The sequence below is a fragment of the Lentzea sp. NPDC004782 genome (assembly GCF_040609115.1).
In the GTDB taxonomy this organism is placed as follows: domain Bacteria; phylum Actinomycetota; class Actinomycetes; order Mycobacteriales; family Pseudonocardiaceae; genus Lentzea.
The window spans coordinates 14,597-40,393 of the sequence record NZ_JBEXJN010000043.1 but is presented as its reverse complement, the minus strand read 5'-3'; the positions used below and the strand labels follow the sequence as shown (position 1 = coordinate 40,393).

27 protein-coding genes are annotated in these 25,797 nt (G+C 70.7%); 10 read left to right on the top strand and 17 right to left on the bottom strand.

Annotated features, from left to right (window positions below; genetic code table 11):
* The first annotated feature begins 92 nt into the window (after positions 1-92).
* The 3 genes from ABZV40_RS32585 to ABZV40_RS32575 are packed head-to-tail and all read left to right on the top strand — an operon-like array spanning position 93 to position 3,729.
* Positions 93-611 carry a (2Fe-2S)-binding protein gene (locus ABZV40_RS32585; protein ID WP_355450318.1) on the top strand — a complete coding sequence of 173 codons (519 nt, stop codon included), beginning with the start codon at positions 93-95 and terminating at the stop codon, positions 609-611.
* A complete protein-coding gene (locus ABZV40_RS32580; protein WP_355450183.1) occupies positions 611-1,588 on the top strand; it encodes a xanthine dehydrogenase family protein subunit M in 978 nt (325 codons plus the stop codon). Before ABZV40_RS32585 ends, ABZV40_RS32580 begins: the two co-directional genes overlap by 1 nt.
* Entirely contained in the window at positions 1,585-3,729 is a 2,145-nt protein-coding gene (locus ABZV40_RS32575; protein WP_355450180.1) for a xanthine dehydrogenase family protein molybdopterin-binding subunit, read from the top strand. The genes ABZV40_RS32580 and ABZV40_RS32575 overlap by 4 nt, the downstream gene beginning before the upstream one ends.
* A 10-nt stretch (positions 3,730-3,739) precedes the next feature.
* On the opposite strand, the gene ABZV40_RS32570 is transcribed toward ABZV40_RS32575, so the two are convergent.
* The 4 genes from ABZV40_RS32570 to ABZV40_RS32555 form a co-directional block, all read right to left on the bottom strand.
* Positions 3,740-5,437, bottom strand: a complete 1,698-nt coding sequence (locus ABZV40_RS32570; RefSeq protein ID WP_355450177.1) for a sodium:proton antiporter — start codon at positions 5,435-5,437, stop codon at positions 3,740-3,742.
* A gap of 19 nt (positions 5,438-5,456) precedes the next feature.
* Positions 5,457-7,064: an allantoin permease gene (locus ABZV40_RS32565; protein ID WP_355450174.1), complete on the bottom strand. Its 1,608-nt coding sequence runs from the start codon at positions 7,062-7,064 to the stop codon at positions 5,457-5,459.
* Positions 7,065-7,295: 231 nt separating this feature from the next.
* Positions 7,296-9,251: a serine/threonine-protein kinase gene (locus ABZV40_RS32560; protein WP_355450171.1), complete on the bottom strand. Its 1,956-nt coding sequence runs from the start codon at positions 9,249-9,251 to the stop codon at positions 7,296-7,298.
* A gap of 113 nt (positions 9,252-9,364) precedes the next feature.
* Entirely contained in the window at positions 9,365-9,946 is a 582-nt protein-coding gene (locus ABZV40_RS32555) for a methyltransferase domain-containing protein (RefSeq protein WP_355450168.1), read from the bottom strand.
* Between the two features lie 70 nt (positions 9,947-10,016).
* Here ABZV40_RS32555 and ABZV40_RS32550 point away from each other — a divergent pair, with 70 nt between their 5' ends.
* Both ABZV40_RS32550 and ABZV40_RS32545 read left to right on the top strand, forming a co-directional pair.
* A complete protein-coding gene (locus tag ABZV40_RS32550; RefSeq protein ID WP_355450165.1) occupies positions 10,017-10,925 on the top strand; it encodes an AraC family transcriptional regulator in 909 nt (302 codons plus the stop codon).
* A 163-nt stretch (positions 10,926-11,088) separates the two neighbouring features.
* Positions 11,089-11,526, top strand: a complete 438-nt coding sequence (locus ABZV40_RS32545; RefSeq protein ID WP_355450315.1) for a GtrA family protein — start codon at positions 11,089-11,091, stop codon at positions 11,524-11,526.
* 80 nt (positions 11,527-11,606) lie between these two features.
* Here ABZV40_RS32545 and ABZV40_RS32540 read toward each other — a convergent pair whose 3' ends face one another.
* From ABZV40_RS32540 to ABZV40_RS32525, 4 genes are all read right to left on the bottom strand, one after another.
* Positions 11,607-11,852 (bottom strand): DUF2630 family protein, encoded by a 246-nt coding sequence (locus ABZV40_RS32540; protein ID WP_355450162.1) that lies wholly within the window; start codon positions 11,850-11,852, stop codon positions 11,607-11,609.
* 37 nt (positions 11,853-11,889) lie between these two features.
* Entirely contained in the window at positions 11,890-12,216 is a 327-nt protein-coding gene (locus ABZV40_RS32535; protein WP_355450312.1) for a VOC family protein, read from the bottom strand.
* Between the two features lie 250 nt (positions 12,217-12,466).
* Positions 12,467-12,895 (bottom strand): hypothetical protein, encoded by a 429-nt coding sequence (locus ABZV40_RS32530; RefSeq protein ID WP_355450159.1) that lies wholly within the window; start codon positions 12,893-12,895, stop codon positions 12,467-12,469.
* Positions 12,896-12,937: 42 nt separating this feature from the next.
* Positions 12,938-15,499, bottom strand: coding sequence for a tetratricopeptide repeat protein (locus tag ABZV40_RS32525; protein WP_355450156.1), 2,562 nt, complete (start codon positions 15,497-15,499; stop codon positions 12,938-12,940).
* A gap of 107 nt (positions 15,500-15,606) precedes the next feature.
* On the opposite strand from ABZV40_RS32525, the gene ABZV40_RS32520 reads away from it, so the two are divergent.
* Together ABZV40_RS32520 and ABZV40_RS32515 are read left to right on the top strand one after the other, a co-directional pair.
* Positions 15,607-16,032, top strand: coding sequence for a hypothetical protein (locus ABZV40_RS32520; protein WP_355450153.1), 426 nt, complete (start codon positions 15,607-15,609; stop codon positions 16,030-16,032).
* A 27-nt stretch (positions 16,033-16,059) separates the two neighbouring features.
* Positions 16,060-16,467 (top strand): PRC-barrel domain containing protein, encoded by a 408-nt coding sequence (locus ABZV40_RS32515; RefSeq protein ID WP_355450150.1) that lies wholly within the window; start codon positions 16,060-16,062, stop codon positions 16,465-16,467.
* Here the strand turns inward: ABZV40_RS32515 and ABZV40_RS32510 are convergent.
* Together ABZV40_RS32510 and ABZV40_RS32505 are read right to left on the bottom strand one after the other, a co-directional pair.
* Positions 16,440-17,657, bottom strand: coding sequence for a PP2C family protein-serine/threonine phosphatase (locus ABZV40_RS32510; RefSeq protein ID WP_355450147.1), 1,218 nt, complete (start codon positions 17,655-17,657; stop codon positions 16,440-16,442). The genes ABZV40_RS32515 and ABZV40_RS32510 overlap by 28 nt on opposite strands.
* Positions 17,658-17,684: 27 nt before the next feature.
* A complete protein-coding gene (locus ABZV40_RS32505; RefSeq protein WP_355450145.1) occupies positions 17,685-18,059 on the bottom strand; it encodes an STAS domain-containing protein in 375 nt (124 codons plus the stop codon).
* 218 nt (positions 18,060-18,277) lie between these two features.
* Here ABZV40_RS32505 and ABZV40_RS32500 point away from each other — a divergent pair, with 218 nt between their 5' ends.
* Positions 18,278-19,195, top strand: a complete 918-nt coding sequence (locus ABZV40_RS32500) for a sensor histidine kinase (protein ID WP_355450142.1) — start codon at positions 18,278-18,280, stop codon at positions 19,193-19,195.
* Here ABZV40_RS32500 and ABZV40_RS32495 read toward each other — a convergent pair.
* From ABZV40_RS32495 to ABZV40_RS32475, 5 genes are read right to left on the bottom strand one after another with little or no spacing between them, the layout of a single operon-like run.
* Complete coding sequence (locus ABZV40_RS32495) at positions 19,129-19,629, bottom strand: MSMEG_6728 family protein (RefSeq protein WP_355450139.1); 501 nt, start codon at positions 19,627-19,629, stop codon at positions 19,129-19,131. The genes ABZV40_RS32500 and ABZV40_RS32495 overlap by 67 nt on opposite strands.
* A 5-nt stretch (positions 19,630-19,634) precedes the next feature.
* The gene (locus tag ABZV40_RS32490) at positions 19,635-20,072 is read right to left on the bottom strand and encodes a general stress protein (RefSeq protein ID WP_355450137.1); all 438 of its coding nucleotides are present in this window, start codon (positions 20,070-20,072) and stop codon (positions 19,635-19,637) included.
* Positions 20,069-20,497, bottom strand: a complete 429-nt coding sequence (locus ABZV40_RS32485; RefSeq protein ID WP_355450134.1) for a DUF2243 domain-containing protein — start codon at positions 20,495-20,497, stop codon at positions 20,069-20,071. Before ABZV40_RS32485 ends, ABZV40_RS32490 begins: the two co-directional genes overlap by 4 nt.
* On the bottom strand, positions 20,497-21,711 hold the full coding sequence (locus tag ABZV40_RS32480; RefSeq protein ID WP_355450132.1) for an Nramp family divalent metal transporter: 1,215 nt from the start codon (positions 21,709-21,711) through the stop codon (positions 20,497-20,499). Before ABZV40_RS32480 ends, ABZV40_RS32485 begins: the two co-directional genes overlap by 1 nt.
* Positions 21,712-21,724: 13 nt before the next feature.
* Positions 21,725-22,588 carry a manganese catalase family protein gene (locus ABZV40_RS32475; RefSeq protein ID WP_355450129.1) on the bottom strand — a complete coding sequence of 288 codons (864 nt, stop codon included), beginning with the start codon at positions 22,586-22,588 and terminating at the stop codon, positions 21,725-21,727.
* 168 nt (positions 22,589-22,756) lie between these two features.
* On the opposite strand from ABZV40_RS32475, the gene ABZV40_RS32470 reads away from it, so the two are divergent.
* Complete coding sequence (locus tag ABZV40_RS32470; protein ID WP_355450126.1) at positions 22,757-23,434, top strand: bacterial transcriptional activator domain-containing protein; 678 nt, start codon at positions 22,757-22,759, stop codon at positions 23,432-23,434.
* Positions 23,435-23,470: 36 nt separating this feature from the next.
* Positions 23,471-24,934: an ornithine decarboxylase gene (locus tag ABZV40_RS32465; RefSeq protein WP_355450123.1), complete on the top strand. Its 1,464-nt coding sequence runs from the start codon at positions 23,471-23,473 to the stop codon at positions 24,932-24,934.
* Between the two features lie 48 nt (positions 24,935-24,982).
* Here ABZV40_RS32465 and ABZV40_RS32460 read toward each other — a convergent pair whose 3' ends face one another.
* A complete protein-coding gene (locus tag ABZV40_RS32460; RefSeq protein ID WP_355450120.1) occupies positions 24,983-25,330 on the bottom strand; it encodes a hypothetical protein in 348 nt (115 codons plus the stop codon).
* A gap of 90 nt (positions 25,331-25,420) precedes the next feature.
* Positions 25,421-25,597: a hypothetical protein gene (locus ABZV40_RS32455; RefSeq protein ID WP_355450118.1), complete on the bottom strand. Its 177-nt coding sequence runs from the start codon at positions 25,595-25,597 to the stop codon at positions 25,421-25,423.
* Between the last annotated feature and the right edge of the window lie 200 nt (positions 25,598-25,797).

Here is a 25,797-nt window from a genome sequence, read left to right as displayed (position 1 = left end):
GCTTGTGTGGCCCCGAGCACAGGGGGTCACACATGACAACCAGCAGGCGGCAGTTCTTCGGTCAGGCGGCGGCGGTCTCGGCCGGAGTGGCGATGGCCTCACCGGCGATCGAGGCGATCGCGTCGGCCGCGCCCGAGGCCACGGGGCTCGTCGAGGTGGCGTTCAAGGTCAACGGCGAGCGCCGGAAGCTCAGCATCGACCCGCGGGTGACGTTGCTGGACACGCTCAGAGAACGGCTTCAGCTGACCGGCACGAAGAAGGGCTGCGACCGCGGGCAGTGCGGCGCGTGCACGGTCCACGTCGACGGCCGGCGGGTGCTGTCGTGCCTCACGCTGGCGGCGACGTTGCGGGGCAAGGAGGTCACGACGATCGAGGGCATCGCGGACGGCGACGAGCTGCATCCGGTGCAGCAGGCGTTCATCGACCACGACGGCTTCCAGTGCGGGTTCTGCACGTCCGGGCAGATCATGTCCGCGCTGAAGGTCGTCGAGGACTGCGAGGTCCGCACCGACGACCAGATCCGGGAAGCCATGTCCGGCAACCTCTGCCGTTGCGGCGCCTACCCGAACATCCTCGAAGCGATCAAGCAGGTCAAGGGTGGAGGCCGCTGATGCACGCGTTCGACTACGCCTCGCCGTCGACCGTCCCCGGCGCGCTCGAGCTCGCCCGGCCCGGGTCGGCGTTCCTCGCCGGCGGCACCACGCTGGTCGACCTGATGAAGCTCGACGTCGTGACGCCGGACCGGGTCATCGACGTCAACGGCCTTCCGCTCAAGGGGATCCGGCTGCACGCGGGCGCGGTGCGGATCGGGGCGCTGGAGCGGATGAGCGACGTCGCCGCGCATCCGGTCGTCACCGCGACCCATCCGATGATCTCCCGCGCGTTGCTGCTCAGCGCGTCCGGGCAGCTGCGGAACATGGCGAGCATCGGCGGGAACCTGATGCAGCGCACCCGGTGCGACTACTTCCGCGACGTCACGTCGGCGTGCAACAAGAGGCTGCCGGGCAGCGGGTGCCCGGCGCTGACCGGGATCAACCGCGGTCACGCCATCCTCGGCACCAGCGACGCGTGCGCCGCGACGCACGCCAGCGATGTCGCCGTCGCGTTCGTCGCGCTCGAAGCCCGGGTCGTGCTCAGAAGCCGGGACGGCGACCGGACCGTGCCGCTGGAGGACTTCTACCGGCTGCCCGGCAGCACGCCGGAACAGGAGAACGTGCTCGGACCGGGCGAGCTGATCGCCGAGGTCGCCGTGCCGATGCTGCCGTGGGCCAGGAACTCCACGTATCTCAAGATCCGCGACCGGCAGTCCTACGAGTTCGCGCTCACGTCGGTCGCGGCGGCGGTGCACCTCAGGCGCGGTGTCGTCCAGGACGTCCGGCTCGCGGCGGGCGGTGTGGGCACGAAACCGTGGCGGCTGCGAGCCGTCGAAGAGCGCCTGAAGGGCGGCGTGGCGATGGAACGGACGTTCGCGGACGCTGCCGAGTCCGCTGTGGACGGAGCACGACCGTTGGCGCACAACGCGTTCAAAACCAGTCTGTTGAAGCGCACGATCGTCCGCGCCCTGCTCGACGCGGCGGGTGTGCGGTGATCGGGCAGCCCGTCGACCGGGTCGACGGCCGCATCAAGGTCACCGGCGCGGCACCGTACGCCGCCGACACCAAGATCCCCGGCGTCGCCTACGGCTACCTGGTCACGAGCACCATCGGCCGCGGCCGGATCACCGCGATGGACACGAGCGCGGCGCTGGCCTCCCCCGGCGTGCTGGCCGTGTACACGCCGTTCAACCCGTTGAAGCTCTTCGCGTACGTCCAGGAGCAGAACGACGAGCGCTTCCACCCGTTGCAGGACAACGAGGTGCGCTTCTTCGGCCAGGCCATCGGGTTCGTCGTCGCCGAGACGTGGGAGCAGGCCCGTGACGCCGCCGGGCTGGTCACCGCGACGTACGAGCCACAGCCGCCGGTCACCGACTTCCCCGGTCCGACCGTCCGAAAGGCGGAAGAGGTCGAGGAAGTCGTCGGCACCCGGGCCTTGGGCGACATCACCTTCACCGCCAGCTACACCACGCCGTTCCAGCACCACTGCGCGATGGAACCGCATGCGACCGTGGCGACCTGGAACGGCGACCACCTGACCGTCTACACGGTGTCGCAGGGCGCGCTTCTGGTGCAGCGCAGGCTGTCCGAGACGCTCGGCGTGGACGCGGCCAAGATCCACGTGCTCAGCCCGCACGTCGGCGGCGGGTTCGGCGGCAAGTGGGGCAACTGGGCCCAGGTCCCGCTGGCGTGCGCGGCGTCGAGGGCGCTGAACAGGCCGGTCAAGGCGGCGCTGACGCGTGAACAGGTGTTCACGATGGCGGGACACCGGCCGAAGACCAAGCAGACCATCTCGATGACGTGCACCGCCGACGGCAAGCTGACGTCGATCGTCAACGACGGCGTGACCAGCAGGGGCTTGGGCGGCAACTGGTCGGAGTCCGTCGCGAACTGGACGCTGACCACTTACGCCAGCCCGAACATCCGAGTCACCAAGACGATCGTTCCGCTCAACCTCGGCGCGGCGACCGTGATGCGCGCGCCGGGCGAAGCCAACGGCTCGTTCGCGCTGGAGAGCGCGATGGACGAGCTCGCCGAACAGCTCGGCCTCGACCCGCTGGAACTGAGGCTGCGCAACTACGCGACGCTCGTGCCGAACACCGGGAAACCGTGGTCCGGCAAGCACCTCGACGAGTGCTACCGCCTCGGCGCCGAGGAGTTCGGCTGGGCCCGGCGCCCCAAGGAGGTCCGCGCGACCCTCGACGGCGACTGGCTCGTCGGCACCGGCATGGCGACCGCGACCTACGGCTCGGGCCGTGGTCAAGCGTCGATCAAGGTCCGGCTCCACCCGGACGGCACCGCGTCGGTCTCCGGCACCGCCGCCGACCTGGGCACCGGTCAGTACACCGTGTTCGCGATCCTGGCCGCCGACGAGCTGGGCATCCCGGTCGCGCGCGTCAGGCCGGAGCTCGGCGACTCCACCTCCCCCGCCGCGGCCAACGCGGGTGGGTCGACCTCGACGGGCACCAACGGTCCGGCCGTCCAGGTGGCCGCGAAGGCCGTGCAGACCGAGCTGATCAACCTCGCGGTGACCAACCCGCGTTCTCCCTTCCACGGCAAGGACCCGGCGTCGGTCGTCTACAAAGACGGCAGCGTGTCGTCCGGTGGCCTGACCACGAGCTTCGGCACGTTGCTCACGACGTGCGACGTCGGCGGCGTCGAAGCGGTCGGCACGTCCCCGAAACTCGTCGACCCGGAGCACGGCTTCCGCTCGTTCGGCGCGCACTTCTGCGAAGTCAAGGTCCACCGGCTCACCGGCGAACCACGCGTGACGCGCTGGCTGTCGGTGTGCGACGCGGGCACGATCGTCAACGCCAAGGCGGCCCGCAGCCAGATCCAGGGCGCCGTCGTGATGGGCATCGGCCAGGCGTTGCTGGAGGCCACCGAGGTCGACGCGAGCGCCCGGTTCACCAACGCCAACCTCGCCTCGTACCTGGTGCCGGTGCACGCCGACGTCCCGCGCATCGACGTCAGGTTCCTTAACCACCCGGACCCGGTGATCAGCGGGCTCGGCGCCAGGGGCATCGGCGAGCTCGGCATCGTCGGCGTGGCGGGCGCGATCGCGAACGCCGTCCACCACGCCACCGGTGTCCGGGTCCGCGACCTGCCGATCACGCTGGACAAACTGCTGGGCTGAGCCGCCGGAGTCAGAAGAAGCGGGTCGCCTGACCGTCGATGAAGCTCTGGGCGCGCTCCAGCGTGCGCGAGGCGTAGGTGCCGCCCGCACGCGCCTCCAGCAGGGCGTTCTGCTGGGCCTCCGTCATCATCCGTTGCAGCTCACGGCGTTGGTGCAGCGTGCTGTCCTGGTCCTGCTCGACGAACATCTTCTCGACGCCCTCGCTCATGGCGAGCGTGCGTGCCCTCGTCTGTTCCAGCAGCCCGGGGTCGAACTCGCGGCCGTTCTCGCGGCACAGGTCCGGGTTGCCCAGGAAGCTGTGGGTCGCCGCCATCAACTCGCCCGCCAGGCGCGCGTACTCGCGGCGTTCGTGCTCGTCGTCGTTGCCGCGGATGCCGAGCCACCGGATCACCAGCGGCAACGAGCCGCCCTGCACGACCAGCGTGACGATCGCGACCGTGAAGGCGATCAGGATCAGCTCCGGCCGGTACGGCAGGTCGGTGGGCAACGTCTGGGCTGCTGCCAGCGTCACGACACCGCGCATGCCCGACCACGCCAGCACCGCGCCGCCGCGCCAGCTCAGTCCCTCGTTGGTGTGGAACGCCACATCGGCCTGTCTGCGTTGCAGCGCGCGAACTCCCAGGTCGTACCGCTTCTCGCGGCCGGGACGAGGTCCTCGTGCGAGGACGCGCTCCAGAAAGGACTCGATCTTGTCGGCGAGCGCTTCCGAACGGCGTTGCCGATGGCGCAGCAGCGCGATCAACGGGATCACGAAGACGCCGCGCAGCACGATCAGGGCGAGCGTCACCAGCAGGCCGAGCACGAGCGTGCGCGCCAGGCCCTCCTTCGCCACGTCGCTGACCACCGACGTGAGCTCGAAGCCCATCAGCAGGAAGACGCCGTTCTCCAGCAACAGCTGGATCGTGCGCCAGTTCGTCCGTTCGGAGACGCGGTCGTGGGCGGCGAACTTGCGCGCGCTCAGGTGCCCGGTGATCAGGCCGGCGACCACGACGGCGAGCACGCCGGACGCGTGCACCTCCTCGGCCGGGATGAACGCCAGGAACGGCACCACGTACGAGATCGCGGTGGTCAGGACCGGCTGTCCGTGAATCCGCGAGCGCACCCACACCGTGGCGATGCCGGCCACCGCCCCGATCACCACGCCCACCGACACAGCGAACGCGAAGTCGCCCAGGGCGCCGGCGAACGAGACGCTGGCCGTGATCGCGACGATGGCGGTGCGCAGCAGCACGAGCGCCGTCGCGTCGTTGACCAGCCCTTCGCCTTCGAGGATCGTCACGAGCCGGGGCGGCAGGCCGAGCTTCTTGCCGATCGAGGTGGCCGCGACCGCGTCCGGCGGGCTGACCACCGCGCCCAGTGCGAGCGCGGCCGCGAACCCGAGGTCCGGCACCAGCCACCAGAGCAGCAGCCCGGTGCCGAACGCGGACAGGGCCACCAGCACGACCGACAGCGCCCCGATGCTGGCGAAGTTGCGCCGGAAGTCCACGACCGGCACGTTCACCGCCGCCGAGTACAGGATCGGCGGCAGCACGACCGTCAGGATCACCGCGGGCTCGACGAAGACGTGCGGAGCGCCGGGCAGCCGGCTGCACCCCATCCCGACCAGCACCAGCAGCACCGGCGCCGCCACCCCCAGCTTCGGGGCGAAGTACGACACCGCGACGATGATCAGCACGCCCGCGACGGCGAGCAACGCCAGTTCCTGCATGGCGCCCGATCTTGCCCGATCAGGGCAGCACGTGCAGACCCTCCCGGTCCGTGCTCAGGCACAGCGAGCAGATCGTGCCGCCCGCGGCGCTCGCCGTCATGTCCGGCCGCTCGTAGGACTCCCCGCACACCACGCAGTCGTAGCGCGTGCCGCTCGGGTTGCCGGTCTCGTCCAGCACCGGCTCGACGATGCCGTCGTCCGTGCGCCGCAGGTAGAAGCGACCCTTCGTGACGACGGCCAGCAGCGGCGTCAGCACGATCGGGATGCCGACCGCCACCAGCGGTGAGTACGGCTGGATCGCGGCCCCGAAGAGTCCGAAGTAGACCGAGATCGACAGGATCGACGACGCCAGGAACGACCCGACGCCGACCGGGTTGACCGCGTACAGCATGCCGCGCCGGAACTCCGGCTGCTTCGGCGACAGCTTCAGCACGTACTTGTTGATCGCGATGTCGGTGGCGACCGTGACGACCCAGGCCATCGCGCAGTTGGAGTAGAAGCTCAGCAGCTTGTTCAGGAAGCTGAACATGTCGGCTTCCATGAGCACCAGCGCGATCGCGAGGTTCACCAGTACGAACACCAGACGTCCCGGATACCGCTTGGTGACGCGGGTGAACGAGTTCGTCCAGGCCAGCGAACCTGAGTAGGCGTTGGTGACGTTGATCTTCACCTGGCTCAGCACGACCAGCACCAGCGCCAGCGGCACCACCAGCCACGGCGGCATGAACTGCTTGAACACCCCGGTGAACTGCTCGATCGGCTCCACGGCGGCGACCGCGCCCACCGCGTCGAGCACGTAGACGGCCATGAACACGCCGATCGCCTGCTTGAACGCCCCGAACACGACCCAGCCGGGCCCCGCCAGGACGGTCGCGGTCCACCAGGCCTTCTTGTTCTCGGCCGTGCGCGGTGGCATGAACCGCAGGTAGTCGATCTGCTCGCCGATCTGCCCCATCAACGACAGGCACACCCCGGCGCCCAGCATGACCGCCGCCGTGCTCACACCGTTGTCGCCGTAGGAGAGCCACCGCCGCACCGAGTCCGGCTCCTGCACGATCAGGAAGACCAGCGGCGCCACCATCAGCAGCAGCCACAACGGGTTCGTCCAGCTCTGCAGCTTCGCCAGCACCTTCATCCCGTAGATCACCAGCGGGATGATGATCAGCGTCGAGGTCAGGTACCCCAGCCACAACGGCAGCCCGAGCGCGTACCGCAGGCCCTGGGCCATGATCGAGCCTTCGAGCGCGAAGAAGATGAACGTGAAGCTCGCGAAGATGACGCTCGTGAGCACCGACCCGTAGTAGCCGAACCCGGACCCGCGGGTGATCAGGTCGAGGTCGATGTTGTACCGCGCCGCGTAGTAGGCCAGCGGGAACCCGGTCACGAAGATCACGACCGCCGCGAACCCGATGGCCAGCAGCGCGTTCCCGGTCCCGTGCGTCAGCCCGATGCCGGCGCCGATCGAGAAGTCCGCCATGTAGGCGATCCCGCCCAGCGCCGACGCCCCGACCACCGCGGGCGTCCAGCGCCGGTACGTGCGCGGCGCGAACCGCAGGGTGTAGTCCTCCAGCGTCTCCTTGGACGCTTCGAGCGCCGGCGCCCGCTCCGCCACGTCATCAACCGTCATGGCGCCTGACGCTAGGAACCCCGGGTTGCCCCTGATCACCGCATCTGTGACGGGTGTGTGACGCTCAGTCAACGCCCTGCCACCACTCGCCGTCGATCGGGCTCCTTCATCGACCCCCGGTGCAATGCCAGGAACTCAAGCGGCGACGCGTTGCGCCGACCTTCGCGGGCAGGCTCGCGGCGACGTGGATGAAGGCGCCCTTCATCCACACCAGGTGGAGCAAGGAGCCCTTCATCGAGCGCCCAGCTTCCAGATCCGGATCGACTTGTCCTCACCGGCGCAGGCGATCCGCTCGCCCTTGGGGTCGAACGCCACCGTCTCGATCTTCCCGCCGGCGCCGATGACGTTGGCGCGCACCGACTTGGTCGCCACGTCCCACAGCTGCACGGAGTTGCCGTGGCCCCAGGTCGCGAGCGTCCTGCCGTCCGGGTGGTAGAGGGTCTTCGTGATGATGTCGTCGCCCTCGGTCCGGTCGAAGACCGCCTTGCTCTGACCGGTCGCCACGTCCCAGAGCTGCAGGCTGTTGGTGCCGTCGTCGTCCGGGACCGCGAGGGTCTTGCCGTCCGGGGAGAACGACACACCGCTCGCGGACGAGTCGTTGATGGTCCTGACCGTCTTGCCGGTCGCCGGGTCGACGAGCTTGATCTCCTGGTACTTCGTGCCGCCGTAGGCCAGGAGCTTGCCGTCCGGGCTGAACGTGAGGTCGTCGCCGCCGTGGGCGTCGGTCAGGCCGATCTTGACCTTGCGCGTGGCGACGTCCCACACCTTGAGGCCGCCGGTGTGGGTCAGGCCGACGACGGTCTTGCCGTCCGGGTGGAAGCGCAGGGCCTGCATGATCGCCCTGGCGTCCTCCAGCGTGCCGATCTGCGTGCGGTCGGCGAGGTTCCACAGGTACGTGGTGCTGTCGCCGGTGCGGTTGCCGCCCGCCGCGAGGATCTTGCCGTCCGGGCTGATCGCCACCGCGCACGACGAGGCACCGCCGGGGCCGTCCGGGTTCTGGACGGTGCCGATCAGCTTGCCGGTCGCGGTGTCCCAGATGCGGACCACGGCGCCGTCGAGGCCGTCGTCGCCGCTGACGAGCACCTTGCCGTCCGGGCTCCACGCGATCGACGTGACGGTCGCCTTGTGGTCGGACAGCTGGACGTGCTCGGTGATGTCCTCCGGTTTCCCGGCCGATGACGTCGTCGGCTTCTCGGAACCGACTTCGGAGTTGGCGAGCTTCGTCTCGTTCGAGGACGGCAGTTCCGCCCCGTTTCCGGCGGTCCTGCGCGAGCTGAGCCACCACGCGGTGCCGCCGCCGGCCATCGCGAGAGCGCCGCCGCCCGCGAGCAGCAACGTGCGTCTGCTGACACCGGATTCCTGTGCCGGCAGCACGACCGGTGCTCCCGCCAGCAACGCCAGGGCCTGGTCGACCGACGCGCGTTCGGCCGGGTTCTTGCGCAGCAGGCCGCCCAGCAACGACGACAGGCGCCCGGCGCGCACCGGAGGCGGCGGCTCCTGGGTGAGCAGCGTCGACAGCGTCGTCATGAAGTCCTGGCCCTGGTAGGGCGGCCTGCCCTCCACGGCGGCGTACAGGGTCGCGCCGAGCGACCACATGTCGGTCGCGGGCGTGATGGGCGCGCCGGTGCCCTGTTCGGGCGCCATGTACGCTGGTGTGCCGACGATCGAGCCGTCGGTGGTCAGCGGGACGTCGCCGGTGAGCCGCGCGATGCCGAAGTCGGTGATCACGACCCGGTCGCCGGAGAGCAACACGTTGGCGGGCTTGAGATCGCGGTGCACGATCCCGGCCTGGTGCGCCACCCGCAACGCGCTCAGCATCGCGTTCGCGACGTGGGCGACCTGGTCGACCGGCAGCGCACCCCTGGCCTTGATCGCGTCGGACAGCGAGCCGCCGCGCACGAACTCCATCACGATCATCGGCGTGCCGTGGTACTCGACGACGTCGTGCACGGTGACGATGCCGGGGTGGTTCAGCTGCCCGGCGAGCTGCGCCTCCCGCATGGCGCGCCGGCACAGCAACGCCCGCTGCTGCTCGTCCAGACCGGCGGGCAGCAGCAGCTCCTTGATGGCCACCTCACGGCCGATGACCTCGTCACGACCGAGCCAGACCCGGCCCATGCCGCCGGTGCCGATCACCTGAACGAGCCGGTAGCGATGCGCCACCAGGCTTCCCGTCGCATCTGTCACGGCGGGCAGCGTAGAGCAGAACCCAACCCCGTTCGGCAAGTTCGCGAATTACCGGAACTGTTGGCGCACAAGCAACATCGTGCACCTTCAATCGGTCGACAATGGACCTGTCGCTAGTGGACTCTCGCGACCTCGATGCCGACCGCGGGGAACATCCGCAGCTTCCGCACCCGCGCCGGCTCGACGGTGAACCCGGCCGCCGCGATCCGCTCACCCGCCGCCTCGTGACGGATGTCGGCGAGCACGAGCACCCCGTCCGGGCGCAACACCCGGCGCACCTCGGCCAGCATCTCGTCCTTGGACGCCTGGTCCAGGTGGTGCAGCATCAGGCTGGAGAACACGACGTCGAAAGAGTCGTCGGGAAACGCCAGCTCCTGTGCGAACCCGCGGTCCAGCCGCACCTTCACGCCCGCCCTGCGCGTCTTGCTCTCCGCCCTGGCGAGCATCTTCAGGTCCGGGTCCACGCCGACGAGCTCGACGTCGGGGTGCCTTTTCCCGGTGGCGCGCAACAGGTTCCCGGTTCCGCAGCCCACGTCCAGCACCCGCCGGCCGCCATGCAGCCGGGCCAAGGCGATCATCTCCCGCTGAACGGCACTGAGCCCGGACACCCGGTGCAGCAGGTCGTAGAACGGCAACAGGTGGTGCTTGCCCATGCCCGGCAGGTAGTCCCGTTCCTGGGACGATGTTTCGGTCATGCCCCCATTCTGAATGCGCTGGCAGCAAGGTTTCTGCGCCGATCCGTGGTTTGAATGGGACGATCTGACGGTGCAGATTCGACGAACGCCGTTGAGCGGGGACCAGCCGCCGACCTACCGGTGGCTGCCGTCGCCGGGCGAGCTGGCCGTGAAGGTCCTGTCACTGGGGCACGACGCCGACATCGACGGCGCCCACGAGGCCCACTCGCACGACTTCCCCGGCGTCGCCTACTTCGCGGCCGACGGCGGCATCATGCGCGTCGGCAAGCAGGTCCGCCACGTCGAGGCGGGCGACCTGTTCGTGATCGCTCCCGGCGACGTCACGGGCAAGGCCGACAGCGACGACCTCGTGGACGCCCGGGGCTGGGGCGTGTTCTTCACCGCCGACGCGCTCGGACCCGAGACGCCCGGCGCGCACCTCGCGTGGCGCACGCACCCGCTGCTGTTCCCGTTCGTCCACGGCGGAGCCAGAAACGCGTTGCGGCTCAAGGTGCCCGTGCCCGACCGGGACGACTGGATCACCAGGATCCACGCGCTGCAAGACGAACTCACGCACCGCCGCGAGGGCTTCCGCGAGGCCGTGTCCGCGCACCTGGTCCTGCTGCTGGTCGGCGTGTCCCGGCTGGCCGCGGACGTGGTCGGCGACCTGCGCGAGAACGCCGAACCGCTGCTCGCCGAGGTGTTCGACGTGATCGAGCGGCGTTACCCCGAACCGTTGTCACTGCGCGAAGTCGCGGCCGCGGTGCGCATCTCCCCCGGCCACCTCACCTCGACCGTGCGCAGGCGGACCGGCCGGACCGTGCAGGAGTGGATCACCGAACGGCGGATGGTGCAGGCACGACGGCTGCTGGCCGTCACCGAGCTGCCGGTGAGCGACATCGGGCGGCAGGTGGGGTTCCCGGACGCGGGCTACTTCGCCAGGACGTTCGGCAAGGTGCACGGGATGAGCCCGACGCGGTGGCGCGCGGTGAACCGCTGATCCCAGAGGCCGTTGCGGTGAACAACAACCGAACACCTGCGGACGGTGGCCTGTTCGCGGGTTTCCGCCTACGCCGTTGTGACACTGTCGCGCCATGACCGGCGGAGAGCACACCACCTTGAGCGACAACGAAAAGGACCTCGGACAGCGGTTCCACGCGCTGATGGAAGTCGTCGTGAGGTGGCTGCCGTTCGGACTGTCCCGCGTCGTCGCGCCGAGCTTCCTGGGCTTCGCGCTGATCAACGGGTGCACGTTCGGCCTCGACCTGCTGCTGCTCGCCCTGTTCCGCGGCGGCCTCGGCCTGCCGGTGCCGATCGCGTTCACGGTCGCGTACGTCCTGGCGTTCGGTCTGAGCTTCGTGCTCAACCGCGCCCTGAACTTCCGCTCGCACGCCCCGGTCGGCCCGCAGGCAGGTCTGTACGCGGTGGCGATTCTGATCAACTACCTGGCGTTCATCCTGGGTGTCGGCAGCGCGCTCACCGCGATCGGCGTGCAGTACCTGCTGTCCCGCGTCGTCGCCGGCGCGTGCGAGGCCGCGTTCATGTACAGCGTGATGCGCTGGATCATCTTCCGCGACACCAAGTCTCCTGGTGCTCGATGAAGGGCGCCTTACTCCACCTCAGGTCGATGAAGGCGCCCTTCATCGACAGCGAACGCGCCGGGGGCTTGAGGGGCGCGAGCTCACTGCAGGTAGCCCTCGACCTCGCCGACCGAGCGCGCGGGGACGTCGTCCGCGTCCTCGCCCTGGGCGCGGGCGGCGCGACGCCGGCGCAGCAGGTCCCAGCACTGGTCGAGCGCCTCTTCCAGGGCACGCAGGCGGTCGTGTTCCTCGGCGCTGGAGATCTCGCCGGCCACCACGCGTTCGCGCAGGCGGTGCTCCTCCTCGACCAGCTCGTTGATGCGGCCCAGCACGTTTTCGTCGGTCACCTCCCGGACTCTACGTGCAAACACCGGGAGGTGCGCATCACGGCAGGGCGGCCAGCGACAGGCTGTTGCCGTCCGGATCGAGGACCTCGACGTGCCGGACACCGTTGGCGTAGGTCTCCACCGGTCCGCAGGCGATGCCGTGCTCGGTGAACCGGGCGAGCGCCCGCGACAGCTCGGCCCCGCTCACCCCGAACGTGATCGTGGAGCCGCCCACCCGCGCCGCCCGCACGTCACGGGCGTCGATCACGACGTGGGCGTTCTCCCCCACCCGCCAGAGGTGTTCCTGGCCGATGACCTCGTCCGCCTCCCGTCCGAAGAAGACCTCGTACCACCCCAACGACCTGGCGAGGTCACTCACGCACATCACGCTGTGCAGATCCACTCGGCCCACCCCTTTCGAGAGGTGGACCGAGTGGGCGGGCGAAACTCATCGCGGTCAGCTGCTCCTGGGCAGACTCACGATCGCCGGTCGGGCAACGGTGGTGCCGCCGCCGGTCCAGACCCCCAGGCCGGACCGGCCGCGCTTCAGCGGATTCAGCACTCCCCGAGCGTGATCTCAGGCCTCTGAACGGGGAAGACGCTCGGACAGGCCCGGACGGATCCGGACAGCCCGGTCAGCCCGCCCATTGGGAGCAGTCGACCTCACCGGCACCGAAGCACACCCGAACCCGGATGAAGTCGACGTGCAGGTCCGCCGGCGAGCTCCACGTGACCGGGGTGCTCACGCCGGCACCCGACGCGGTCGCGACCCGCTCGGTGTAGGTGTAGCTCTGCGTCTTGCCGTACTGCACCCACAGGTTGGTGTCCATGCCGTCGTCCGCGAGGTCCTTGACGTAGGAATTCCCGCCGAGCGACACGCTGTACTCGACGAACCAGCCGGAGGCCAGTGCCTCGCCGACGCCGGCCTTCGACGGCCCGAACCTGAACCTGCTGGGAACCGACGAACCCGGGTCGTACACCGGATCCGTGGTGGCCTCGGCCGTCGGTGCGACGAGCACGCCCAGAACGAGGGCAGCCGTCACCGACGCAGTCATCTTCTTCATGAGTCCCCCTTCGACCACGGATGTATCAAGCGCCGTGGCCGCTCACAAGCCGTTCGGACGATCCCGGACGCCTCGATATCCGGCGCTCTGCAGCACCTCTGCCGCACGCACCCGTGCGTCCGCCGCCGCGGAGGTGTCGCCGCGAGCCTCATGTGCGCTGGTCAGGGCAACGAGCGCAAGGCCGGCGAGAATGCTCTGACCGGTCGCGGACGCACGTTCGTACGCCTCTGTCGCGTTGCTCACCGCGGCCTCGGCGTCGCCGCTCGCGAGGTCCAGCCAGGCCAGCTCGACCAGCGCGTCCGCCACGCCGGGCCCGTACCCGATCGCCACCGCCATCCGCCACGCCCGCCGCAGGTCGTCGCGGCGGCCGCGCAGAGCGGAGAGCGTGATCAGCGCGTCGATCTCGACCCGGCCGGAGCCCGCGGCGAGGGAGAGCGCCTCTTCCGCGCACCGCAACGCCTCCTGCGGCCGGCCGGCGTCGCGGTGGACGCGGGCGAGGTCGTCGAGCGCGGCGGCTTCGCTCACCCGGTCCTCGTGGTCGTGGTTGAGCTGCTGGGCCCGTCGCAGGAAGTGCGCGGCCTGGTCGAGCTCGCCGAGGTAGCGGTGCACGACACCGAGCGCGCCCAGCGAGTTCGCGGCGGACCGGGTCTCGCCGATCCGCTCGCGCAGCTCCACGGCCAGCCGCAGGTTCGCCGCGGCCTCGACCAGGTGCCCCAGCCGCATCTCGGTCAGACCGAGATTGCCGAGCGCACGCGCGCGCCGGGCCGTGTCGCCGATCTCGGCGTAGAAGGCCAGCTCGCGGCGGAAGCAGTCGGCCGCCTCCTCCAGCGACCCGAGCTCGGCGTGCACACCGCCGAGGTTGCCGAGCGTGCTGAACTCGCGGAACCGGTCGCCCGCGGCCCGGCTGAACGCGACCGCCTGCTCGAAGTGCCGCGCGGCCGCGTGGTGGTCGCCCGCACCCCAGTGCGCGGTGCCGAGCGACAGGTGCATCGCGGCGGACGCGCTCGGGTCGCCCTCGGCGGCGGCCAGGCCCACGTGGGCGACGGCCAGCCATTCCGCGGTGTGGCGGCGCAACCAGTAGCAGCCGCGCAACGCGTCGGTGAGCAGCCACGCCATCGGCGCGCCCGCCTGTTCGATCAGGGACACCAGGGTCGCGCGCTCGGTGTCGAACCACTGCAGCGCTTCGGTGGCGTTCGCGAACGTGTGTTGTGGGCTGACCGACGCGAGCACCGAGAAGTCCGGACGCACCGCGCGTGCCGCGGCAACAGCCATGTCGAGGTACTGCGCGTAAAGGCGCTCGATCGACTCGTCCGCGCTTTCCTCTGCTGCGTAACGCTCACGGGCGTAGAGCCGCAGCAGGTCGTGCAGTCCGTACCGCCCGGCGGCCCTGACCTCGACCAGGTGCGCGGCGACCAGCGTGCGCAGAGCGGCGTCGGCGTCCGGGCGGCCGAGCAACGCCGCCGCCGCTCGCGTGGGCAGCTCCGGCCCCGGCGCCATCCCCATGCGGCGGAACAACGTCCGCGCCACCGGGTCGAGCGTCGCGTAGGAGTGGTCGAACGTCGTGCGCACCGCGGCGTCGGCGTCGCCCTCGATCTCCAGCGCGGTGAGCCGGTCGCCCGCGGTCAGCTCGGCCATCAGCTCGGCGATCGTCTGATGTGGACGGTCGGCGAGGTTCGCGGCCGTGATCCGCAACGCCAGCGGCAGGTAACCGCAGAGCCGCACGAGCTCGTCGACGGCGGCTTCCTCGCGCAGCGCCCGTTCCGCGCCCAGCACGCTGATCACCACCGCCGGTGCCTCCTCCGGCGTGAGCACGCCGAGCTCCAGCCGGTGCGCGCCCTCCCTGGCCACGAGCCCGGCCAGGCGGTCACGGCTCGTCACGACCGTCATGCAACCCGGTCCGCCCGGCACGAGCGGACGGACGTGTGCGGCGCTGGGCGCGTTGTCCACCACGACCAGCACGCGCTTCTCGGACGTCATCGACCGGTACATGCCGACCATCGCGTCCTGCTGCAACGGGATGTCCTCACCGGGCACGCCGAACGCCCGGATCGCGAGCGCGAGCGCCTGGTCTCCGGTGACCGGCGGGCCGGACGAGTACCCGCGCAGGTCCAGGTAGACCTGCCCGTCCGGGAACCTGGCCGCCACCTGGTGCGCCCACTGCACGGCCAGCGCCGTCTTGCCCACGCCCGGAATCCCGCACACGACCGCGAGCCTGCTGCCGCCTTCCAGCAGCGCGGTCAGCTCCTTGAACGCCTTGGCGCGCCCGGTGAAACCCGGCACCACCGCGGGCAGCTGACGCGGCACCACACCGGAACCGGACTGGCCGCGCGGCGCCGGCTCGGCCTGGACCCGGCGCCACGCGGCGAGCCACGGTCCGGTCTCGTCCTCCCGCACGCCGAACGCCCGCAGCAGTCCGAGGTACACCTCCAGCGCCGGCGCGGTCTTCCGGCGCGGGCTGAGCGCGTCGGCCAGGGTGCTGCGGGCCAGCCCGGACAGCTTCTCCATCTGCCGCAACGAGGGGTTGCCCGCCCACACCTTGAGCGCGCGCAACTCGGCGATGAGCTCGCCGAGAGCGTGCGCGTCGTCAGGTCTCGGGCGGGACATGACTGAAGCCTAATGATCGCGCCGCCGTCCCGTGCGCGGCAGGACACCGGTGTTCGGAGCCTCTTCTTCGGGTACCCGGTGTGCACCGTCACCGAGGAGGTCAGGACATGATCAGCCGCTCGCTCCTGCGGCAGCTGCCCGCGCGCGCCGCGGCCGGGGCGTTCGTGTTGCACTCCGGGCTCGGCAAGCGCGCCGCCGACCAGGAGACGGCCGAACGCCTGCACGGCTGGGCCGCGAGCACCTACCCGGTGCTGCGCAAGATCGACGCGAAGCGGTTCACCGCGCTGCTGGCCGCCGGCGAGATGGCGACCGGTGCCGCGCTGCTGCTGCCGTTCGTGCCCGCGGCCGTCGCCGGCCTCGCGCTCACCGGGTTCGCCGGAGCGTTGCTCGGCCTGTACGCGAAGACGCCGGGAATGCGGCGCGAAGGCAGCATCTGGCCGACCGAGCAGGGCATCACGCTCGCCAAGGACGTGTGGATGCTCGGCATCGGCCTGTCGCTGGTGCTCGACGACGTGACGCGGACCGACCGCTGAACGTCCGGATTCCCAGGGAGGCTTGTGATGGTGATGCAACCGGTCCCGTTCGTCCCGTGGGTGTGGAGGGACCCGTCCTGGACGGAAGGACCCGACCGCGACGAGCTCGCGCGACGCCCCGACACCGGCCTGATCGGCTACCACGTCGAGGCCACCGACGGCGAGATCGGCAAGATCGACGAGAACAACGCGAAAGTGCCCGACGACTGCCTGATGATCTCCACCGGCCCGTGGATCTTCGGTCGCACCGTCGTGCTTCCGGTCGGCACCGTGCAGCGCGTGGACCGCGAGGAACGCAAGGTCTACGTCGACCGCACGAAGGAACAGATCAAGAACGCGCCCGAGTACGACGCGGACGCCGACCCCGAGGACTACCGGCGCCGCACGGGTGACTACTACTCCGAGAGCTACCGGTCCATGCCGCCGATGCTGTGATGGGCCACCACCGACTGCTCGCGATCGTGCTGCCACTCGACGAGGAGAGCGCTCGCGTCGTCCTGCAGCCGTCCGCGCTGATGCTCCATCACGGTCCGCATCAGGCGGCGCAGGGTCTCGGGCGCCGGGCAGCCGTCGGCCTCGCGGCGGATCACGAAGTCCGCGAACCGACGCAGGCCGAACTCCCGGCCCTGCGGGTCGCGGGCCTCGACGATGCCGTCGGTGTAGAAGAGCAGGCGGTCGCCGGGCTCCAGCTGTTCGTGGCACAACACCGGCGTGCCGGGCAGCCGGAAGCCCATCGGAGGCGCCGGACGGCACCGCAGCTGACGCAGCCAGCGGCTCTGGCGGATCAGCAGCGGCGGCGGGTGGCCGCGGTTCACCCAGCTCAGGCGGCCGGTGCGGTAGTCGAGGTCGGCGAGCACCCCGGTGGCGAACCGCAGGCCGCCGAACTGCTCGCCGATCACCTCGTCCACCGCGACGCTGGTGTCGACCAGGCCGTAGCCGCGACGGCGGTGGTTGCGGCACGCGCCCGTCGCGAGCGCGACCGTCAGGCCCGCGGACTGGTCGTGGCCCATCGCGTCGAACATGGAGAGGTGCACGACGTCACCGGAGATCGCGTAGTCGACGGCGTCGCCACCGATCTCGTACGCGGGTTCCAGCACGGCGGTGAGCACCAGGTTGTCCGTGGCGAACGTCAGCGGGGGCATCAACGGCCACACGACCTCGGAGGCGACCGTCATCGGCCGGGTGCGCACGAGCCGCTGGTAGGTGTCGCTGTGCGGGCGTTTGCTCACCAGGGTCAGCGCGACCAGCGACGCCAGCGCCCGCAACCGGCGCACGGTGGGCTTCTCCTCGTCCGGCGCGGTGACGCCGAGAACACCGATGCGTTCGGTACCGTCCAGCAGCGGGATCCAGAAGTGCCGAGCCTCGCCCCGCTGGCTCACGATGAGCGTGACGTCGCGGAACGACCGGCCGGCGAGGCTCGCGTCCACCGGGAGCGACCGCACCCCGTCGGGGTGCAGCGCGACCAGCTTCTCCTCCCGCAGGTCCGCGAGCAGGATCAGCACCTCGGAGAACCCCGCCGTGGCGGCACATCGCTCGACCAGCCCGGGAACCTGCTCCAGGGTGATGAGATGGCTGGCCTCGAGCAGGTCCGCGAGCATGACGAACGACGGGTCGTCGGTGGGCACCACTCCTCCGAGTCCTCTGTGGACGGGTCAGGCGAGCCCGGACCCCTCCGGTGTCAGCACTGCCGAGACGCACGGCCGCACGCCCAGCACCTCCGTCAGCTCCAGCACCTCCAACGGCCGCAGCACCGCCGCCGTGTTCGCGACGACCACGAGCGCACTCCCCCTGCGCAGGCACGTGTCCTGATGGTCGAGCAACATCCCGATGCCCTGTGCACCGAGGAACCGCAGTTCGGTCAGGTCCACCACCACGGGTGCCGGCGGCGCGATCGAGTCCACCGCCCCGTCCAGGCAGCCGGACAGCTCGTCGGCGGTCGTGCAGTCCAGCTCACCGGCCACGCGCACGACGACGGCGGCGCCCACGCTCTCGCTGCTGGTGACGAAAGGAACGGAGTCGATGTGCACTGGGCAGCCTCCCTGCGGGGTCGGCACGACCCGTCGGACGGGCTGCCTGCTCAACCCGCCCAGACCGTAGCGCAGTTCCCGTGTGCCTGCGGACTGGCGCGTCCCGAACCGCGGGCTTGCCCGCAGGTTCGCCCGGATGGACCAATGACGACGAGCGTAGGATCGGGCGTCATGTGCACCTCCGGTGTCATCGACGCCATCGTCGGGGAGCAGGCCCGATGACGGGCTTCTTCCACGAAACCGCGTTCTACGGCTCGGACGACGACTTCCTGGCGATCGCGGTGCCGTTCGTCGAGGGCGGCCTGCGCGCGGGCCAGCCGACGCTGGTGGCGTGCGCCGAGAAGAACACCGCTCTGCTGCGCGATGCGCTCAGTGACGACGCCGTGACGTATCTGCCCGGTGCCGACCAGTACGCCCGGCCGGCCGAGGCGATCGCGAGCTACCGCGCGATCTTCGGCGAGCACGCCGAGGCGGGCGCGACCCGGATCCACGCGATCGGTGACGTGCCGCACCCCGGCTTCGGCGTGCCGTGGGACTGGTGGGGCCGCTACGAGAACGCCGTCAACCAGGCGTACGCCGAGTTCCCGCTGTGGGGTCTGTGCCCGTACGACACCAGGATCACCCCGCCGGAGGTGCTCACCGACGTCGTCCGGACGCACGAGTACATCGCGACGGCGTCCGGCGAGCACCTGCCCAGCCCCGAGTTCGGCGACGGCCTGCCGCTCAGCGCACCGGTCCCGGACGTGCTGGAGCAGGCGCCGCCGCAGGTCTGCCTGGTCGACCCGACGCCCGCGGCCGTCCGCGAGGCGGTCAGCGCGGCGATCGCGGGTGTGCGGCTCAGCGAGGACGGCGCGCACGACGTCGTCTACGCGGCCAGCGAGATCGTCACCAACGGGCTGAGCCACGGCGTCGCGCCGGTGCGGTTCCGGTTGTGGACGGACGACTCGCGCGTGGTGGTGACGGTGACCGACCGGGGCTCGGGCCCGGCGGACCCGCTGGCCGGGCTCATGCCGACGACGGCCACCCGCTCGGCCGGGCTCGGGCTGTGGATCCTGCACCGCACCTGCGACTACGTGTCGATGGGCCGCGACGAGGACGGGTTCACGGTGCGGGTGAGCGTCGGCGGCCACACGTAGCCAAGATCGTCCGGCACGTCCGGGAAGAACCGCTGGTAGTGCTCAGGATCCTTGCGCACCAACGCCGACTGGTGACTGCGGTGCAACTCCTCGTCGCCCAGCCAGTGCGGCAGCTCGCCCGCGGCGGCGAGCTCGTCCTGGGTGCGCACCACCAGGACGTCCTTGGCGCGCGCGAGATCCGACCGCATGGTCGCCTCGCAGGTGTCGAGGAAGCCCGCGGCACGCCACACCGCGCAGATCTCAAGTCCGTACCGCACCAGGGCTTCCTCGTACCCCGCCCACATCCGCACCGCCGGGTGGTGCCGCCACCCGTGCCCCGGCACCACCAGCGCGCGGTGGACCTGCAGCGTCTCGACCCGTTGCTTCCCGAGCCGCCGACGGTCCAGGATTCGGGCCGTGGCGGCGAAGTCCGGGTAGGGGAGGAAGGTCTGCATGGGCCTCAGAGGACGTAGCGAGCCGCCCGAGCGGCCATCGCCTGGTCGACGTGCACCTCGTACCGCTGCGCCTGCAACGTCATGACGCTGGAGAAGTCCCGTTGCCCGCGCGTGCTCCAGTGCGCCACGAACCCGAAGACCGCGCCCCAGAAGGCGCCGATCACCAGGCTGACGAGCAGCAGCGGCACCCAGGCGGCCCCGGCGGTGAACAGCCCGAACAGCAGTCCGATGAAGACACCGAACCACGCACCGCTCGCCGCGCCGGCGGCCGCCGCCCTGCCGCGCGTCATGCGTCCGGTCACCTGCTCGACCGTGCGGACACCGTCACCGATGATCCGCACGCTCTCCACCGGGAACCCGTCGTCGGACATCCGGTCCACCAGCCGCTGCGCCTCCAGGTAGTCGGAGAAGCTCGCCAGCAGGCTGGACTCTCGTCTGGTCACCTCGTGCTCGATTTCCACATCGCACGACTACCCGCGAACACCGCGCCCAACACCAGCAACACCAATCCCGACGCCAGAAACGCCAGGTCGTAGGCCAGCTGGTCCGGCCCTGGACGGACGTGGTGAACACCGAGGACCTGATGGTCGACCACGCCTTCGACCAGGTTGAACACGCCCCACCCGGCGAGGACCCCGCCCAGCAGCACCCTCTCCCGCAACGGCGCCCGCCGGTTCAGCAGCGCCACCCCGATGAGCACGAAGACCAGGCACAGCAGGTGGAAGAGCCCGTCCCCCACCATCATCAGCCGCATGTCCTCCGCCGGATACCAGCCGGACAACATGTGGTGCCAGCCCAGCAGCTGGTGGATCACGATGCCGTCGAGGAAACCCCCGATCCCGATGCCCAGCACCACCGCCGCGACCATCAGCCCACCACCGTCCGCACGAGCAGGAACAGGTTCAGCGACGAGATCACCAACGCGGCCACCGCACCGGCCGCCGTGACCCCGCGCCGGTTCGCCGACGCGCCCATCACGTCCCGCCGCCGCGCCAGCAGCACCACCGGCACCAACGCGAACGGGATGCCGAACGACAGCACGACCTGGCTCAGCACCAACGCCTTCGTCGGGTCGACGCCGAACGCGAGCACCGCCAGCGCGGGTGCCATCGTCACGAACCGCCGCAGCCACAACGGAATCCGGCGGCGCAGGAACCCCTCCATCACGACCTGACCGGAGTAGGTCCCGACGCTGGACGCGGCGAGCCCGGACGCGAGCAGCGCCAGCGCGAACGCCAGCGCCGCACCCGGCCCGAGCAGCTGGCCGAGCCCGGAGTGCACGTCCTCCAACGACTCCCGCGGCGCACCGGCCTGGTGGAACGCACCGGCGGCGACCACGAGCATGCTCACGTTCACCACCGCCGCGATGCCCAGCGCGACGGCGATGTCGGTGCGGCTCGCGCGCAGCACGTCCCGGACGTCGCCGGGCCGGTGGTGCCGCTGGGTCAGCGCCGAGTGCAGGTAGATCACGTGCGGCATGACGGTGGCGCCGAGCATGCCGGTGGCCAGCAACACGCTGTCCACCCCGGCGAACCCCGGCACCAGCCCGGCCGCCGCGCCGGTCAACGGGCCCAGGCTCAGCGTCTGGTAGAGAAACCCGCCGAGCACGATCGCGAGCAGGCCGATGATCACCGACTCGAACCGGCGCCGCCGCAGCGGTGCCAGCGCGAGGATGCCGAACGACACCAGGGCGGTGATGCCGGCCGCGGGCAGCAGCGGCACGCCGAACAACAGGTTCAGCGCCACCGCCGCGCCCACGAACTCCGCCAGGTCGGTGGCCACGGCCACCAGCTCCGCCTGCACCCACAGCAGTCCGGTCACCGGCCGCGGGTAGTGCTCGCGGCAGAGCTCCGCCAGGTTGCGGCCGGTCACGATGCCGAGCTTCGCCGACTGGTACTGGACGAACATCGCCAGCAGGCTCGCGCTGACGATCACCCACAACAACAGGTATCCGTGCGCCGCGCCGCCCGCCATGTTCGTCGCGAAGTTGCCGGGGTCCACGTACGCGACCGCGACGACGAACGCGGGACCCATGACCACCGCGGCCGACCGGACGCGAGCTGGCACCGTGATGCCGACCATCTGCCGGTCCTCCTCAGGTGAGCTTGCGGATGGCCTTCTCGATCAGCCCGAGGTTCGCCGGGCTGGTCGCGTACAGCAGCGGATCGGGTTTCGGCGCGGACGCCTTGTCCCCCAACGGTTCCGCCTTCATGTTGTAGGTGAACTCGTGCACGCCGTCCGGTGCGGTGCCCGACGCCCAGCCGCCCTCGACACCTGCGGGCCCGTCGGAGTTGTGCCAGATGGCGCTCGCGTGCTCGGCGTACTCCTCGTCGAACAGCGCGCTCGGCGCGATCGGGCCTTCGAGGCCGTCCTCCTGCAGCTCCTCGATCGCCGCGAGCCACAGGTTCTGGTGCAGGGTGTCGCGGGCGAGGTTGAACTTGAGCATGTCGCGCACGCCGCTGTCGTCGGTCATGTTGTAGAGCCGCGCGGTCTGCAGCCTGCCCTGCGCCTCCGCCGCGACGTTGGCGCGGAAGTCGGCCATGAGGTTGCCGCTCGCGACGACGTACCGGCCGTTCCACGGCACCCCGTTGCTGTCGGACAACGTCGGCCCGCCGCCGCTGACGATCGCCTGCTGCGGGTCCATGCCGCCGATCACCGCGGCGACCACCGGGTCGTCGTCCACCGCCTGCGCGGTCACCTCGGACGGCGCGCCTTCCAGCAGCCGCGCGACCATCGTCGCGAGCATCTCGACGTGGCCGATCTCCTCGGTGGCCACGTCCATGATCAGGTCCTTGTACTTGCCCTCCATCCGGCAGTTCCAGCCCTGCATGAGGTACTGCATGGTCACGGTCATCTCACCGAAGGCGCCGCCGATCAGCTCCTGGAGCTTGCGCGCGTAGTGCGCGTCCGGCCGGTCCGGCTTCGCCTCGAACTGCAACCTGCTGGTGTGCAGGAACATCTCGCTCTCCCTTGCTCGGGGGTTCACCGCGAAGCTAGGCAGCCGACGTGACCCGAACGGCTCGGCTCCGGCACGCGGGCGCCACCCCCGCGTCACCGCCGCTGGTCAGGACGGAGCAATTTCGTCGGCGAGGTGTGTGAGTGCGCAACGACCGGGCACTCGCCCGCCATGACGCGGTTGCACCTCCAGCTGCTCGACGGCTTCCGGTTGGACTGCGACCGGACACCTGTCCACGTCGTGCCCGGCGCACGCCGGCTGCTCGCGCTGCTGGCGCTGCGCGACACCCCGGTGCCGCGCCCGGTCGCCGCCACGCTGCTGTGGCCGGACGCGACCTCCCGGCGGGCCGGCGCGTGCCTGCGGTCGTCGCTGTGGCGGCTGGTCAAACCGCCGGAACCGCTGGTCGTGGTCAGCGAGGACACGCTCACGCTCGGTTCCGACGTCGAGGTCGACTTCCGGCAGGCGTGCGCGTTCGCGGCGTCGCCGGGTGCCAGTCCGGACGCCGTCGGGATGCTCAAGGCGGACCTGCTGCCCGGCTGGTGGCAGCCGTGGGTGCAGGTCGAGCGCGACTGGTGGCGGCAGGCCCGGCTGCGCGCGTTGGAGACGCTCAGCGACAGGTTCCGGTCGTGCGGCGACCACCACCACGCCCACCAGGCCGCGCTCGCCGCCGTGCAGACCGACCCGCTGCGGGAGAGCGCGCACCGGACGTTGGTCGAGCTGCACCTGGCCGACGGCAACCCGGCGCAGGCCGTGCGCCAGTACCAGAGCTACCGCACGCGGCTGCGCGCCGAGCTGGGCCTGGAACCGTCCGCGCACATCCACGACCTCGTGCGACCTCTGCTGCGGTGATGTTCGAGACGCCGCCGTTCTGGCAACTCCACCGTCATGGACCACAGCAGGGCACCAGTGCTGGAAGCGTTGCAGCAGTTCCGCGAGCGCGGCTACGTGCCGTTCACCCCGCCGGGACACCGTCAGGGCAGGGGCGTCGACCCCCGCGTTCTCGACGTGCTCGGCAAGGAGGTGTTCGAGGCCGACGTCCTCGCGCTCAACGGCCTCGACGACCGGCTGATGCGCGGCGGCGTCGTCGAGCACGCGCAGGAGCTGATGGCGGACGCGGTCAACGCCGAGCACGCGTTCTTCTCCACGTGCGGCAGCTCGCTGTCGGTCAAGAGCGCCATGCTGTCGGTGGCCGGTCCGCACGAGAAGCTGATCGTGCCGCGGCACGCGCACAAGTCCGTGGTGTCCGGCCTGATCCTGAGCGGTGTCCGTCCGGTCTGGATCAGTCCGCGGTGGGACGCCGAACGCCACCTCTCGCACCCGCCGTCGCCGGAGGAGGTCCGCGAGCTGTTCGAGGCCGAACCCGAGGCCAAGGGCATGCTGCTGGTGACGCCGACCGACTACGGCACGTGCGGTGACATCGCCGCGATCGCCGAGGTGTGCCACTCGTTCGGCAAGCCGTTGATCGTCGACGAGGCGTGGGGCGCGCACCTGCCGTTCCACCCCGACCTGCCGCCGTGGGGCATGGACGCGGGCGCCGACGTGGTCGTGACGAGCGTGCACAAGTCCGGTGCCGCGGTCGAGCAGAGTTCCGTGTTCCACCTGCAGGGCGACCTGGTCGACCCGTTGGTGCTCAAGGCGCGCGAGGACCTGCTCGGCACGACCAGCCCCACCTCGCTCGTGTACGCGACCCTCGACGGCTGGCGCCGGCACATGGTGGAGCAGGGCGAGCCCATGCTGACCGCCGCGCTGGCACTGGCCGAGTCGACCCGCGCCGCCATCGACGAGCTGCCGGGCCTGCACGTCATGGAGTTCGGCGACCTGGTGCACTCCGTCGACCCGCTGAAGATGGTGATCGACGTGTCCGGGCTGGACATCAGCGGCTACCAGGCCACCGACTGGCTGCGCGAGCACCGGCGCGTCACCCTCGGCCTGTCCGACCACCGGCGCGTCGTCGCCCAGTTCACCCACGCCGACGACCACCGCACGGCCCACGTGCTGATCGAGGCGTTGCGCGCGCTGACGCGGGCCGACCTGCCCACCCCCAAGCCGGTCGACCTGCCCTCGCCGTCCGACCTGCAGCTGGAGACGGCGATGCTGCCGCGCGACGCGTTCTTCGCCGAGGTGGAACAGGTGCCGGCCGAGCAGGCGGCGGGCCGGATCTCGGCCGAGATGATCACGCCGTACCCGCCGGGTGCGCCCGCGGTGCTGCCCGGCGAGGTGATCACCCAGGAGGTGCTGGACTACGTGCGCAGCGGGCTCGCGGCCGGGATGGAGCTGCCGGACCCGGCCGATCCGGACCTGAAGAGCGTGCGGGTGGTGAGTGCACGCGCCGCGGGCAAGGCCACGTGAAGCCTCGCCCGCGGTGTCACGCCGCCGAGCCTGGACGGACCGCCACCGTCAGCGGCCGCGGCCCGTCCTCGCCTCCAGCGTCACGTCACCGGGCCGAGCCGGACTGGGCACCACCATCGGCCGCGGCCCCCGCGCGAGCAGCCGGTGGGCGACCGTCAGCAGGGTCCGCGCCTCCATCCGCTCGCCGTACCCGAGGTGCTCGTCCGCGGCCTCCACACAGGCCATGACCTGCGGCGGAGCCACCGCGTCGGTCGCGGCGCAGTCGGCGACGGCCGCGCTCAGGACCTTGCGGGCCTCGTCCGCCTCGATGTTCGTGAGTGCCGTGCAGACCGCGTTGTCCAGTTTCTCCAACGCGGTCACGCGCAGCTGCTGCCGCGACATGTCGTCGAGTGTCATCGCCCGCCTCCACAGCCGAGTCTCCGCGCCGACTGCTTGACGCCTGCCGGGCCGAGTACCCACGCGAGGCGGGCTGAAACCACCCGAAGTTCAGACGACCGGCCGCAGCTCCCGGTCGCTCGCGATCAGGTGCTCCCACGTCCGGCCGCGCTGGCTGGGAGGGGCCTCGCCGTCCGCTGTGCACACCGGGTACACGAGCCCGAAGGGAACCGGTTGATCGAACTCGTCACCGGTGTGAACGTCGACCAGACGACGCACGTGTGCCATCACAACCACTCCCTCGCGTGTGAGCGGCGAATGCCGGGGTCAGGGATCAACGAATACCCCGTGAGCAGCGCGGACATGCGCTGTACCGTTGCAACATAAGGGTGATGCGATTGTCCTAAGTGGACTCACGTTCGGTGCACCCCTCGTCGCGGTGGGTGGTGGGGGGCCGACAAGAGCGGAAGGGGGTTGAGTGGGCCCGG

What these genes read in the sequence shown, in the direction of transcription:
- ABZV40_RS32485 (WP_355450134.1), bottom strand. Translation starts at nt 20,497, where the DNA reads ATGGTCGCGGCGGTGGTGCTGGGCATCGGGATCGGGGGTTTCCTCGAC.
- ABZV40_RS32535 (WP_355450312.1), bottom strand. Translation starts at nt 12,216, where the DNA reads ATGTGCGTGAGTGACCTCGCCAGGTCGTTGGGGTGGTACGAGGTCTTC.
- ABZV40_RS32565 (WP_355450174.1), bottom strand. Translation starts at nt 7,064, where the DNA reads ATGACGGTTGATGACGTGGCGGAGCGGGCGCCGGCGCTCGAAGCGTCC.
- ABZV40_RS32515 (WP_355450150.1), top strand. Translation starts at nt 16,060, where the DNA reads ATGGTGATGCAACCGGTCCCGTTCGTCCCGTGGGTGTGGAGGGACCCG.
- ABZV40_RS32580 (WP_355450183.1), top strand. Translation starts at nt 611, where the DNA reads ATGCACGCGTTCGACTACGCCTCGCCGTCGACCGTCCCCGGCGCGCTC.
- ABZV40_RS32530 (WP_355450159.1), bottom strand. Translation starts at nt 12,895, where the DNA reads ATGAAGAAGATGACTGCGTCGGTGACGGCTGCCCTCGTTCTGGGCGTG.
- ABZV40_RS32585 (WP_355450318.1), top strand. Translation starts at nt 93, where the DNA reads ATGGCCTCACCGGCGATCGAGGCGATCGCGTCGGCCGCGCCCGAGGCC.
- ABZV40_RS32555 (WP_355450168.1), bottom strand. Translation starts at nt 9,946, where the DNA reads ATGACCGAAACATCGTCCCAGGAACGGGACTACCTGCCGGGCATGGGC.
- ABZV40_RS32495 (WP_355450139.1), bottom strand. Translation starts at nt 19,629, where the DNA reads ATGCAGACCTTCCTCCCCTACCCGGACTTCGCCGCCACGGCCCGAATC.
- ABZV40_RS32460 (WP_355450120.1), bottom strand. Translation starts at nt 25,330, where the DNA reads ATGACACTCGACGACATGTCGCGGCAGCAGCTGCGCGTGACCGCGTTG.
- ABZV40_RS32500 (WP_355450142.1), top strand. Translation starts at nt 18,278, where the DNA reads ATGACGGGCTTCTTCCACGAAACCGCGTTCTACGGCTCGGACGACGAC.
- ABZV40_RS32465 (WP_355450123.1), top strand. Translation starts at nt 23,471, where the DNA reads ATGGACCACAGCAGGGCACCAGTGCTGGAAGCGTTGCAGCAGTTCCGC.
- ABZV40_RS32570 (WP_355450177.1), bottom strand. Translation starts at nt 5,437, where the DNA reads ATGCAGGAACTGGCGTTGCTCGCCGTCGCGGGCGTGCTGATCATCGTC.
- ABZV40_RS32480 (WP_355450132.1), bottom strand. Translation starts at nt 21,711, where the DNA reads ATGGTCGGCATCACGGTGCCAGCTCGCGTCCGGTCGGCCGCGGTGGTC.
- ABZV40_RS32470 (WP_355450126.1), top strand. Translation starts at nt 22,757, where the DNA reads ATGACGCGGTTGCACCTCCAGCTGCTCGACGGCTTCCGGTTGGACTGC.
- ABZV40_RS32525 (WP_355450156.1), bottom strand. Translation starts at nt 15,499, where the DNA reads ATGTCCCGCCCGAGACCTGACGACGCGCACGCTCTCGGCGAGCTCATC.
- ABZV40_RS32545 (WP_355450315.1), top strand. Translation starts at nt 11,089, where the DNA reads ATGGAAGTCGTCGTGAGGTGGCTGCCGTTCGGACTGTCCCGCGTCGTC.
- ABZV40_RS32455 (WP_355450118.1), bottom strand. Translation starts at nt 25,597, where the DNA reads ATGGCACACGTGCGTCGTCTGGTCGACGTTCACACCGGTGACGAGTTC.
- ABZV40_RS32520 (WP_355450153.1), top strand. Translation starts at nt 15,607, where the DNA reads ATGATCAGCCGCTCGCTCCTGCGGCAGCTGCCCGCGCGCGCCGCGGCC.
- ABZV40_RS32475 (WP_355450129.1), bottom strand. Translation starts at nt 22,588, where the DNA reads ATGTTCCTGCACACCAGCAGGTTGCAGTTCGAGGCGAAGCCGGACCGG.